Below are 12588 nucleotides of genomic sequence, written 5' to 3'. Positions count from 1 at the left end.
CGATGCTGCGCATCGCCCCGGAATGACGGGAGGAGGAATGCGATTACCGCCCCAGCCACTTCGGCGGCCGCTTCTCCGAAAACGCCTTCGGGCCCTCGATGTAATCCTGCGAGGCGGCCATCGCCTTCACCGCGGGATATTCGCGCTGCTCGGTCATGGCCTGCTCGAGCGAGACTTCGAGGCCCTTCTGGATCGCCTGCTTGGAGGCGCGGATCGACATCGGCGAGTTCTTGGTGATGGTCTCGGCCCAGCGCTCGGCGGCAGCCAGCGCCTCGCCCTGCGGCACCACCTCGTTGACGAAGCCGAGCTCGAGGCCCTCCTTGGCGCTGACATGGCGCGCGGTCAGGATCATGCCCATGGCGCGCTTCAATCCGATCTGGCGCGGCAGCCGTTGCAGGCCGCCGGCGAGCGCGGCGAGACCGACGCGCGGTTCGGGCAGGGCGAAGGTCGCATTCTCCGCGGCGATGATCAGGTCGCAGGCCAGCGCGACCTCGAACCCGCCGCCCATCGCGACGCCGTTGACGGCGGCGATGATCGGCTTGTCGCAATCGAAGCGGGTGGTGAGCCCGGCGAAGCCGCCCTTGTCCCAGCCGCGCTTGCCGCCGGCCGCCTGCCATTTCAGGTCGTTGCCGGCGCAGAACGCCTTGTCGCCGGCGCCGGTGACGATCGCGACCCACTGCTCCGGATCGGCGGAGAACTCGTCGAACACCTTGTTGAGCTCGAAATGCGCGTCGATATGCAGCGCGTTGTAAACCTCGGGCCGCGACAGCGTCACGATGGTGATGGGACCCTTGCGCGTCACCTTGGAGAATTTCAGATCCATGTTTGCTCCCGTCGATTTTCTGCGGCGAAGAATATTGCCGATATCCTAGCGCCTGCGCACCGGTCCGTGCCATCCAATTACGCAACGCGACCGCGCGTGCAAGCCTCACCGGCCTGCTTGACTTGGCGGCGTGCTTCTCACCTTAATCGATCCGAACGCGGATGCGCGATAGCGCCTCAACGCAAAACCAGAATCAACAAGATCTTCGGGAGAGACCGCCTTGGATTTCAATCTGCCGGCTGACCTGACAGCCTATCTCGCCGAGCTCGATCAATTCATCGAACGCGAGATCAAGCCGCTGGAAGCGGCTGACGACAACATCCGCTTCTTCGATCACCGCCGCGAATGGGCGCGCACCGATTTCGACAAGGGCGGCCTGCCGCGACACGAATGGGAGCTGTTGCTGCGCAAGGTCAAGAACCTGGCCGACGCCGCCGGCCATCTGCGCTTCGCGATCCCGAAACGCTACGGCGGCAAGGACGGCTCCAATCTCTGGATGGCTGTCATCCGCGAGCATTTTGCCTCGAAGGGGCTCGGCCTGCACAACGATTTGCAGAACGAGCACTCGATCGTCGGCAATCTGCCGATCGTGACCATGCTCGACCGGTACGGAACCGACGAGCAGAAGGCGATGATCGACGGCTCGATCACCGGCAAGTACCGCATCACATTTGGTCTCACGGAGCCCGAGCACGGCTCCGACGCCACGCACATGGAAACCCGGGCGGTGCCGGCGACCCGTGACAACGTCAAGGGCTGGATCATCAATGGCGAGAAGATGTGGACGACGGGCATGCATGTCGCCACGCATTGCGCGCTGTTTGCCCGCACGTCAGGCAATGACGGCGATGCCCGCGGCATCTCCTGCTTCCTGGTGCCGGCGAAATCGCCGGGCGTGAAGGTCGAGGAGTATATGTGGACCTTCAACATGCCGACCGATCATCCGCGGGTCAGCTTCACCGACGTGTTCGTGCCCGAGGATGCGCAGTTCGGCGAGGTTGGCCGCGGCTTGTCGCTGGCGCAATGCTTCGTGCATGAGAACCGCATCCGTCAGGCGGCGAGCTCGCTCGGCGCCGCGGTCTATTGCATCAACGAGAGCGTGAAATATGCGCGCGAGCGCAAGCCGTTCGGCAAGGCGCTGGCCGAGAACCAGGCGATCCAGTGGCCGCTGGTCGAGCTTGCCACCCAGGCCGAGATGCTGCGGCTGTTGATCCGCAAGACCGCCTGGGAGATGGACCAGTTGACCCAGGCGCAGGTCGAGCACACGCTGTCGGACCGGGTCTCGATGTGCAACTTCTGGGCAAACCGGCTGTGCTGCGAGGCTGCCGACCGCGCCATGCAGGTGCATGGCGGCATGGGCTATTCGCGTCACAAGCCGTTCGAACACATCTACCGCCACCACCGCCGCTATCGCATCACCGAGGGCAGCGAGGAAATCCAGAAGCGCAAGGTGGCGGGCTTCCTGTTCGGCTACATGGGAGCGGGGAAGCATTGAGTTAAGAGGATGAAGGACAGATGAGAGCCATTCTCTCCACCGTCGTCCCTGCGAAAGCATGCGAAAGCAGGGACCCATAACCACAGAAGGTCGTTGCTGGAGCGAGATGCGGCCCCAGGGTATTGCCACCGCTAACAACGGTGGTTATGGGTCCCGGCTCGCGCTTCGCTTGGCCGGGACGACAGAGGGAGCTAATTCACCTGCCGGTCCTTGCCCGCCCAGTACGGTTCACGCAGGCTCCGCCGCAAAATCTTGCCCGACGGGTTGCGCGGCAGCGCCGGGATGAAGTCGACCGATTTCGGCGTCTTGTAGCCCGCGATCCGCTCGCGGGTGAAGTTGATGATGTCGGTTGCGGTCGCGCTCTTGCCCGGCTTCATCACCACCACGGCCTTCACCGCCTCGCCCCATTTGTCGTCGGGAATGCCGATCACCGCGGCTTCCGCCACGTCAGGATGATCGCACAACGCGCTCTCGACCTCGGCCGGATAGATGTTCTCGCCGCCGGAGATGATCATGTCCTTGATGCGGTCATGGATGTAGAGATAGCCATCCTTGTCCATGTAGCCGGCATCCCCGGTGCGCAGCCAGCCGTCGCTATCGATGGTGCGCGCGGTCGCCTCGGGCAGATTCCAGTAGCCGGCCATGTTGGAGCCGGAGCGGGTGGCGATCTCTCCGACTTCGCCCGGCGGCAGCGGCTTGCCATTTTCATCGAGGATCGCAAGCTCGACGCCGGGCAGCGCCTTGCCGGCCGAGCGCATCCGCTCGAGCCCCTCGATGTGGTCCTCCGGCGGCAGCGCGACGATGGTGCCGGTGGTTTCGGTCATGCCGTACATCTGCACGAAGCCGCATTTGAAGACGTCGATGCATTCCTTGAGCAGCGCCGCCGGGATCGGCGAGGCGCCGTAGAGCATGTATTTCAGGCGGGAGAAGTCGACCTGCCGCGCGCGCGGCTGCCGCACCACGAACTGCATCGCCGCCGGCACCATGAACAGTTTCGTAATGCCGGACTGCTCGATGAAGTCGAGCACCTTGGTCGGGTCGAACTCGCGCGCGATCACACCGCGGGCGCCGTGATAGAGCCCCATCACGCCCCAGCCGGAGCCGCCGATGTGGAAGATCGGCATCGCCACCAGCGAGACGTCGTCGGTGGTCCACCGGTTCCACTCCGGCTTCTCGGCCTCGTTGCCGCTCTGCACGAGGTTGAGGAAGTTGGCGTGCGACAGCATGGCGCCCTTCGGCTTTCCGGTGGTGCCCGAGGTGTAGAGCTGGATCGCGATGTCCTTCGGCGCGATTGCAACCCGCGGGTCGTCGCCGCTTTGCGCGTCGCGCCAGGCGAGATAGTCGAGCCATTCCGGCGCGCCGCCCTCGGTGGTGATGATGCTGCGCACGTTCGGCAGCTTGTCCTTGATGTTGCGCGCCTGGGTGATGAACTCTGGACCAACGAACAGGATCGGCGCCTTGCAGTCATCGACGATGAAGGCGACTTCGGGGCCCGCGAGGCGCCAGTTCACCGGCGCCATCACCACGCCGGCCTTCATCGCGCCCATCAAGAGTTCGAAATAGAAGTCGCTGTTCTTGCCGAGATAGGCGATGCGCTCGCCCTTCTTGAGGCCCATCGCGATCAGCGCGTTGGCGACGCGGTTGGTCTTGACGTCGAACTCGGCGAAGGAGGTCTGCCGTCCCTCGAACTCATAGGCCAGCGCATCGCCGCGGCTCTTGGCGCGGTCGCGCACCATGTCGGCAAGGTTGGTCAGCTTCGGCGCGTCGGACATGTTTCCCCCGTGACGTCTTGTTTTGGTTGCGCGGAGTGTGACGGCATCGCGCGGGAAAAACAATGCAGAGGAAGTAAGCCGCCTCAACAACGTCGTCCCGGGCAAGCCAACGAGTCGGCGCGAAGCGCCGCCCGATGACAGGCTCCGCGCGACCCGGGACCCATAATCACAGGATTGCGTTGTCGAGCGCGCTGTGGCCACAGCGTGCGCAATCAAGCGCAGCGGCGGTTATGGTTCCCGGCCTTCGCCGGGACGACAGTTGAGTGTGAGGCGCAACGCGAGCTTCAACCCCGCGCTGCGCGATCCTTCTCGTTCTGCGCCTTGATCGACTCGCGCGCCTTGGTCCAGTCGTCGTCGCTCCAGTCGCGCAGCTGGTAGAAATTGCCGCCCATCGCCAGCGCCTGCGCGCCGTCCATGGCGATAGTCTCGCCGTTGATCCAGTCGCAGCCGCCGGAGATCAGAAACACCGCGAGGTTCTGCAACTCCTCCATGGTGCCGACGCGGCCCATCGGGTTCATCGCCTTGGTGCGCGCGCCGGCCTCGTCGCCGGGCTTGATGCGCTTGCTCATGCCCTCGGTCGGGATCTCGCCGGGCGCGATGGTGTTGAGGCGGATGCCGTGACGGCCCCACTCGATCGCAAGCGACATGGTCATGGCATGGATTGCCGACTTGCTCATCGCCGACGGCACCACATAGGGCGAGCCGTTGCGCACCCAGGTCACCGTGATCGACACCACGTTGCCGCGATGGCCGCCGGCGATCCAGCGCCGGCCGACCGCGTGCGTCACGTAGAACGTGCCGTGCATCACGATGTTGGCAACGGCATCAAATCCTCGCGCGGAGAGCTCTTCCGAGCGCGAGATGAAATTGCCGGCGGCGTTGTTGATCAGATCGGTCAGCGGACCGCTGGTGGTCCAGATCGCCTCGATCATCTCGTCGACCGCCATCGCATTGCGGATATCGACGCCGTGGCTGACCACGCGCCCGCCATGCTCGGCCATCAGCTCGGTGGCGGTCTCGTCGCACACGCTCTTGCGGCGGCCGCAGATATGGACCTCGGCCCCGAGCTGGAGGAAGCGGGTGGCCATGGCCTTGCCGAGGCCGGTGCCACCACCGGTTACCAGGATGCGCCGCCCGGCAAGAAGCTGATCGGTGAACATCGTTTCCTCCACGGGGGTTGTCAGTTAATTGGTCGATTGACTAAAAGCGGACAACGGCCTTTCTGTAAAGCGCCAACTCAGGGAACAAAGCGGAGGGAATGATGCAAGATCGCGTTTCGATATCGATATCGGACGGTATCGCCGATGTCCGGCTGGTGCGGGCGGACAAGATGAACGCGCTCGATGCCGCGATGTTCGAGGCATTGGTCGCCGCAACCGACCGGCTTTCCAAGGAAAAAGGTGTTCGGGTGGTGGTGCTGTCCGGCGAGGGCCGGGCGTTTTGTGCCGGGCTCGACATGAGCCGTTTCGCCGCCATGAAGGATGGCGGTAACGGAGTGCCTGGCGGCGCGAACCGCGACCTCACGATCCGGACCCACGGCAAGGCCAATGCCCCGCAGCAGGCAGTCTGGGGCTGGCGCCAGCTTCCGGTGCCTGTCATCGCCGCGGTCCACGGCGTCGCCTTCGGCGGCGGCTTCCAGCTCGCGCTCGGCGCCGACATGCGCTTTCTGTCGCCGGATGCGCGGATGTCGATCATGGAGATCAAATGGGGCCTGGTGCCTGACATGGCGGGCACGCCGATCCTGGCAAGCCTCGTGCGCGACGACATCCTGCGCGAGCTGACCTATACGGGTCGCATCTTCTCGGCGCAGGAGGCCCAAAGCTATGGCCTCGCCACCCGGGTCTGCGACGACCCGCGCGCCGCAGCATTCGAGGTCGCGCGCGAAATCGCCGGCAAGAGCCCGGATGCGATCCGCGCCGCCAAGCGGATGCTGAATAATCTGTCGGTCGATCCGGCCGCCGCGCTGCTCGCGGAATCCGTCGAGCAGCAGAAGCTGCTCGGCAGCCCGAACCAGACCGAATCCGTGCGCGCCAATCTGGAGAAGCGCGCGCCGAAGTTTGCGGATGTGTGACAGCGGCGACAATAGTCATTCCGGGATGGTCCGAAGGACCAGACCTCAGATGCGCAGTGCGCATCGGGGAATCTCGAGATTCTCAGGTGCGCAATTGCGCACCATAGTTCGCGCTTCGCGCGCCCCGGAATGACAAGTTAACCCGACACAAGATCGGACAACGACAATGGAAACGTCCCACCCCTTCCGCGGCATCGTCAGCGGCGATCGCCGGCGCGATCACGCTGCGGTGGCCGAGCGCACCGAGCGCATCGCCTCCGGCCTCAACAGGCTCGGCGTCAAGACGGGCGACAGCGTCTGCATGCTGATGCGCAACGACATCGCCTTCATCGAGGCGGCCTATGCGGCGATGCGGCTCGGCGCCTATGGCGTGCCGATCAACTGGCACTTCAAGCCGGAGGAGATCAACTACGTGCTGACGGATTCCGGCACGCGCGTCCTGATCGGCCATGCCGATCTGCTGCATCCGCTGCGCGGCGCGATCCCGGATGATGTCACCGTGTTCAGCGTGCCGACGCCGCCGGAAATCCTTAGCCACTACAAGATTAATCCCGATCATCTCGCGACGCCGGACTTCGCGATCGACTTCGAATCCTGGCTGGCGCAATTTCCGCGCTATGACGGGCCCGTGGTGCCGCAGCCGCAGAACATGATCTACACCTCGGGCACCACGGGCCATCCGAAGGGCGTGCGCCGTTTCGCGCCGACGCCGGAGCAGTCCGCCAATGCGGAAGCGATGCGCGCGATGATCTATGGCTTAAAGCCCGGCGCGCGCGCAATCCTGCCCGGACCGCTGTATCATTCCGCACCGAATTCCTTCGGGCTGCGCTCCGGCAAGCTCGGCGGCGCGCTGGTGCTGATGCCGCGCTTCGACGCTGAGGAGTTTCTGGCCCTGATCGAGCGCGAGAAGATCGACACCATCTTCATGGTGCCGACGATGTTCATCCGCCTGATGAAGCTGCCGGAGCAGGTGCGCCGGAAGTACGACATGTCGTCGCTGCGCCACGTCATCCATGCCGCCGCGCCCTGTCCGGCCGACGTCAAGCGTGCCATGATCGAGTGGTGGGGGCCGGTGATCTGCGAATTCTACGGTTCGACCGAGTCAGGCGCGGTGACGTTCGCGACGTCGGAGGACGCGCTGAAGAAGCCCGGCACGGTCGGCAAGATATCGCCCGGCGCCGAGCTGCGCTTCATCGGCGACGACGGCTGCGAGGTGGCGCAGGGCCAGATCGGCGAGATCTATTCGCGGATCGCGGGCAATCCCGATTTCACCTATCACAACAAGCCCGAGAAGCGCGCCGAGATCGACCGCCAGGGATTCATCACCTCCGGCGATGTCGGCTATATCGATGCGGAGGGCTACGTCTTCATCTGCGACCGCAAGCGCGACATGGTGATCTCGGGCGGCGTCAACATCTATCCGGCCGAGATCGAGGCGGTGCTGCATGCGGTGCCCGGCGTGCATGATTGCGCGGTGTTCGGCATTCCCGATGCCGAGTTCGGCGAGGCGCTGATGGCGGTGGTCGAGCCGCAGCCGGGCGTGACGCTCGACATCGCGGCGGTCCGGGCGCAGCTGAAGACCGCGCTCGCCGACTACAAGGTGCCGAAGCACATCGAGATCCAGACCAATCTGCCGCGCGAGGATTCCGGAAAAATCTTCAAGCGCCGACTGCGCGACCCCTATTGGGAGCGGGCGGGGCGGAGGATTTAGCGACACAAACTCGCCGTCGTCCCGGCGAAGGCCGGGACCCACAGCCACAGCTGGGCGTGGTCATGACGGGCTGCGGCCACAGCTTCGCACAACATGTCGCCTTGTGGTTATGGGTCCCGGCCTACCAGGCCGTGTAGGAAGTCGGCGTGTTGCTTGAAGTTGAGGGACGAGGTGTCGGCCTCAAGCTGGACGGGGCCGGAGCGCTTGGAGCAGAGCGGGTACGCCCTTGATGGCGATCATTCTTTTGATGTTGTAGCCGGTGATGCTGAGTGCCAGTTCGGCTTTGGCCTTCCGCAATCCGCGGAGAAGGAAGCGCGGGATACCCATCAGCCATTTGACGGTCCCGAACGGATGTTCGGCGACCTGCCGGCGGAGCTTCATCCAGCTCGGATCGGCCATGGCACGCTGGTGCATGGCCTCGCGGTCGTCGTCATGGAAGCCGCGCACGATGATCCGCCGCGCCGCTTTGGTGCATTGCGACTTCAGCGGGCAGGACGGGCAGGCTTGCGTCCGATATTCCTTCTTCTGTTTGGTGCGGGAGGTCTTGAAGAGGTGGAGGATCTCGCCGGCCGGGCAGTTCCAGCTGTCGTTCTCCCGGTCGTAGCTGAACTGATCGCGGCTGAAGTATTGCTTGCCCTTCGGATTGACCCGTTCGGCGCGGGGCACGATCGCGGTGATGCCGTCCTGCTCACATTGCTTGCCGTGGGCGCCGTTGGCGTAGCCGGTATCGGCAACGACGCTGACCTGATCGGCGCCGACGGCCGCCTTGCCCTGCCGGGCCATCGGATGCAGCTGCTGCAGATCGTTGCTCTCGTTGGTCAGATCGAACGCGACGATCAGGGCGTGCTGGGCATCGACCGCGATTTGCGCATTGTAGGCCACCTGATGGCCGCGCGGCGTGCGCATCAGCTTGGCCTCAGGCTCGCCCAACACCTTCTGCTTGAGGCCTTCTTGAACCAGCTGCTTGGCCTGCTGCTGCAACGCCGCCCGCTGAGCCTTCAACGCAGCAAGGGCTGCCGCCACGTCGGCCTTGGTTGGCTCAAGCGGCGTCTCCTCGGCATCGGCCTCATCCATGGCCGTCAGGTACTCGGCGATCTTGCGCTCGATCGCCGCGTCCCGTTCCGCAAGCTTCTTCTTGGTGATCACCTGCTTGCGGCTGGCAGCCGCAGCAATCTTGCTTCCATCGATCGCCAGGACTTCGCCTCCAAACACCGATTGCCCGCGGCAGAACTTTATAAAGGCCCGGCAGACCCCGACAATGGCTTCCGGATGATCCTTGCGGAAGTCCGCGATGGTCTTGAACACCGGTGTCAGCCGATTGATCAGCCAAAACACCTCAACATTGCGCTGCGCCTCACGCTCAAGCCGCCGGCTCGAACGCATCTGGTTCAGGTACCCGTAGATATAAAGCTTCAACAGATCGCGCGGATCGTAAGGCGGCCGTCCTGTCGCCTCCGCCTCAACGTGCGAGAAACCTAGTTCGGCAAGATCCAGGCTGTCCACAAAGCCGTCAATCACCCGCACCGCGCTGTCCGCCGCGATCACATCGTCCAACGTCTCGGGATAGAGCGTCACCTGATAACGCGACTGGCCAACAACGTGTGCCATCATGCCCCCGAATCAGTCTCACCCTCCAAAATCCAGCATCACAGCATGGTTTTTACACGGCCTGCTACGCCGGGACGACGTTGGCGGACGCGTGCACCGCGCAAGTTCATCTTGCGCTGCGGCAAAAAAAGCGCACACTTGGGAGCGAGCCGGGCAACCTCTGGAGTAGCCAGCCATGTCTTCCCAGACTTTGTCTCCCCAGACTTTGCCTCCCCAGACCATGCCTTCCGAGACCGACCGGCGCGCGGCCGAAGTGCAGGCGCAGGAGGAGGATGCACGGCTGCGGAACGACATCCGCCTGCTGGGGCGCGTGCTCGGCGACACCGTGCGCGACCAGGAAGGGGCCGACGTGTTCGACCTGGTCGAGCGCATCCGCCAGACCTCGGTCCGGTTCCATCGCGACGAGGACAAGCTGGCGCGGCGGGAGCTTGAGGGCATCCTCGACGGCATGTCGATTGCCGAGACGCTGCAGATCGTCCGCGCCTTCAGCTATTTCTCCCACCTCGCCAACATCGCCGAGGACCAGAACAACATCCGCCAGATGCGCAGCCGCGGCCCGAGCGGGGCGCCGCGACCGAGCACGCTGGAGCAGACGCTGGTGCATGCCCGCCAGGCCGGCATCAGCCCGGCCGATCTGCGCAGCTTCTTCAAGAGCGCGCTGGTCAGCCCGGTCCTGACCGCGCATCCGACCGAGGTCCGCCGCAAGAGCACGATGGACCGCGAGATGGAGATCGCGGATCTGCTCGATCGCCGCGAGCGGCTGCAGATGACGCCGGACGAGGTTGAGGCCAGCGACGAGCAACTGCGCCGCGCGGTTGTGACGTTGTGGCAGACCAATCTGTTGCGCCGGACCAAGCTGACCGTGCTCGACGAGGTAGCCAACGGCCTGTCGTTCTACGACTACACCTTCCTGCAGGAGGTGCCGCGGCTGCATTGCGCGCTGGAGGACCGGCTGGACAAGGAGGGCGGCGAGGCCGGCGATCTCGCCTCGTTTCTCAGGATGGGAAGCTGGATCGGCGGCGACCGCGACGGTAATCCGTTCGTCACCGCGGAGGTGATGCGCGGCACGCTGCGGCTGCAATCGAGCCGGGTGCTGAGCTTCTATCTTGAGGAGCTGCACGCGCTCGGCGCCGAGCTGTCCCTGGCGGCGCATCTCGCCGACGTCTCGGACGAGCTGCGTACGCTTGCCGAGCGCTCGCCCGACACCTCACCGCATCGCAGCGGCGAGCCGTATCGTCTGGCCGTCTCGGGCATCTACGCTCGGCTGGCGGCAACCGCGAGGAGGCTCGAGGTCGAGACCACGCGGCCGCCGGTCGGTAAGGCCGAACCGTATGCGAGCGTCAGGGAATTCCAGGCGGATCTCGACGTGCTGAATCGCTCTCTGATCGCGAACAATTCCGGCGTCATCGCGCGCGGCCGCCTGCGGCATCTGCGGCGGGCGGTGGATTGCTTCGGCTTCCATCTGGCGCGGCTCGATATCCGCCAGAACTCCGCGGTGCACGAGCGCACCATCGCCGAGCTGCTCGACACCGCCAATCCCGGCATGTCCTATTTGGCGCTCGGTGAGGACGCGCGCGTCAGCCTGCTGCTCGGCGAGTTGCGCAGCGCGCGGCCGCTGGTGTCGCCCTTCGTCAAATATTCCGAGGAGACCCAGAGCGAGCTCGCCGTGTTCCGGGCCGCGGCCGAGGCGCACGCCAGATTCGGCCCCGAGGTGATCTCCCAGTGCATCATCTCGATGTGCAAGGGCATGTCCGACATGCTCGAGGTCGCGGTGCTGCTCAAGGAAGTCGGCCTCGTCAATCCGTCCGGCCGCAGCGCCATCAACATCGTGCCGCTGTTCGAGACCATCGAGGATCTGCAGGCCTCGAGCCACATCATGGACCGCATGCTGGTGCTGCACGACTATCGCAAGCTGGTCGACAGTCTCGGCAGCGTGCAGGAGGTGATGCTCGGCTATTCCGACAGCAACAAGGATGGCGGCTTCGTCACCTCGGGCTGGGAGCTCTACAAGGCCGAGATCGGCCTCGTCGAGGTGTTCGAGCGGCACGGCGTGCGGCTGCGCCTGTTCCACGGCCGCGGCGGCTCGGTCGGCCGCGGCGGTGGGCCGAGCTATGATGCGATCATCGCGCAGCCCGGCGGCGCCGTGAACGGCCAGATCCGCATCACCGAGCAGGGCGAGATCATCTCCTCGAAATATTCCAACGCCGAGGTCGGCCGCAGCAATCTGGAGATCCTCGCCGCGGCGACGCTGGAAACCAGCCTGCTGCAGCCGCGGCAGAGCGCGCCGCGCCCCGAATATCTCAAGGCGATGGAGGAGATTTCCGCGCTCGCCTTCAAGGCCTATCGCGGGCTCGTCTATGAGACCGAAGGCTTTGCCGATTATTTCTGGGGCTCGACCGTGATCAACGAGATCGCGACCTTGAACATCGGCAGCCGTCCCGCCTCGCGCAAGAAGACCCGCGAGATCGAGGATTTGCGCGCGATCCCCTGGGTGTTCTCCTGGGCGCAATGCCGGCTGATGCTGCCGGGCTGGTATGGTTTCGGCGCGGCGGTCGAGACCTGGATCGCGGAGCATCCGGAGCAGGGGATGCCGTTCCTGCAGGAGCTGTATCGGGAATGGCCGTTCTTCCGCACGCTCTTGTCAAACATGGACATGGTGCTGGCAAAGAGCTCGATTGCGATCGCGTCGCGCTATGCCGAGCTGGTGCCTGATGTGGCGCTGCGCGAAAAGATCTTCGGCCAGATCCGCCGCGAATGGCATCTCTCGATCGAGACGCTGCTCGACATCATGGGGCACGACCGGCTGCTGCAGGGCAATCCGCTGCTGGAACGCGGCATCCGCAACCGCTTCCCCTATATGGATCCGCTCAATCACGTGCAGGTCGAGCTGCTCAAGGAGCATCGCGCGCAGAATCCGGACGAGCAGGTGCTGCGCGGGATCCAGATCACGATCAACGGGATTTCGGCGGGACTGAGGAACAGCGGCTGACGTCGCGCGGCATCACCGGTGTCGTCCCGGCGAACGCCGGGACCCATAACCACGACCGGTCGTTTTGTGTGACGCTGGAGCCCCAGCGTTTTAAAACGATCGGCACTGGTGGTTATGGA

General features: G+C 64.6%; 8 protein-coding genes. 4 read left to right on the top strand and 4 right to left on the bottom strand.

The window, feature by feature from the left end; all coding sequences use genetic code 11:
* Nucleotides 1-43: 43 nt before the first annotated feature.
* Entirely contained in the window at nt 44-823 is a 780-nt protein-coding gene (locus ACVIW0_RS25550) for an enoyl-CoA hydratase-related protein (RefSeq protein ID WP_456755912.1), read from the bottom strand.
* A gap of 220 nt (nt 824-1043) precedes the next feature.
* Here ACVIW0_RS25550 and ACVIW0_RS25545 point away from each other — a divergent pair, with 220 nt between their 5' ends.
* The gene (locus ACVIW0_RS25545) at nt 1044-2318 is read left to right on the top strand and encodes an acyl-CoA dehydrogenase family protein (RefSeq protein ID WP_461354861.1); all 1275 of its coding nucleotides are present in this window, start codon (nt 1044-1046) and stop codon (nt 2316-2318) included.
* 191 nt (nt 2319-2509) lie between these two features.
* Here the strand turns inward: ACVIW0_RS25545 and ACVIW0_RS25540 are convergent, their stop codons facing one another.
* Both ACVIW0_RS25540 and ACVIW0_RS25535 read right to left on the bottom strand, forming a co-directional pair.
* Nucleotides 2510-4090, bottom strand: coding sequence for a fatty acid--CoA ligase (locus tag ACVIW0_RS25540; protein ID WP_461354860.1), 1581 nt, complete (start codon nt 4088-4090; stop codon nt 2510-2512).
* A 284-nt stretch (nt 4091-4374) separates the two neighbouring features.
* Nucleotides 4375-5250, bottom strand: a complete 876-nt coding sequence (locus tag ACVIW0_RS25535) for an SDR family oxidoreductase (RefSeq protein ID WP_461354859.1) — start codon at nt 5248-5250, stop codon at nt 4375-4377.
* Nucleotides 5251-5351: 101 nt separating this feature from the next.
* Between ACVIW0_RS25535 and ACVIW0_RS25530 the strand changes: the two genes are divergently transcribed.
* Together ACVIW0_RS25530 and ACVIW0_RS25525 are read left to right on the top strand one after the other, a co-directional pair.
* Nucleotides 5352-6161, top strand: coding sequence for a crotonase/enoyl-CoA hydratase family protein (locus ACVIW0_RS25530; RefSeq protein WP_461354858.1), 810 nt, complete (start codon nt 5352-5354; stop codon nt 6159-6161).
* Nucleotides 6162-6327: 166 nt separating this feature from the next.
* Nucleotides 6328-7872 carry an acyl-CoA synthetase gene (locus tag ACVIW0_RS25525; protein ID WP_461354857.1) on the top strand — a complete coding sequence of 515 codons (1545 nt, stop codon included), beginning with the start codon at nt 6328-6330 and terminating at the stop codon, nt 7870-7872.
* Between the two features lie 180 nt (nt 7873-8052).
* Here ACVIW0_RS25525 and ACVIW0_RS25520 read toward each other — a convergent pair whose 3' ends face one another.
* Nucleotides 8053-9480 (bottom strand): IS1182 family transposase, encoded by a 1428-nt coding sequence (locus ACVIW0_RS25520; protein WP_461354856.1) that lies wholly within the window; start codon nt 9478-9480, stop codon nt 8053-8055.
* Nucleotides 9481-9700: 220 nt separating this feature from the next.
* On the opposite strand from ACVIW0_RS25520, the gene ppc reads away from it, so the two are divergent.
* Nucleotides 9701-12469 carry a phosphoenolpyruvate carboxylase gene (gene ppc, locus ACVIW0_RS25515; protein WP_461357421.1) on the top strand — a complete coding sequence of 923 codons (2769 nt, stop codon included), beginning with the start codon at nt 9701-9703 and terminating at the stop codon, nt 12467-12469.
* Nucleotides 12470-12588: the final 119 nt, after the last annotated feature.

The organism is Bradyrhizobium sp. USDA 4454 (genome assembly GCF_054822705.1).
This window is presented reverse-complemented; position numbering and strand designations above follow the sequence as displayed.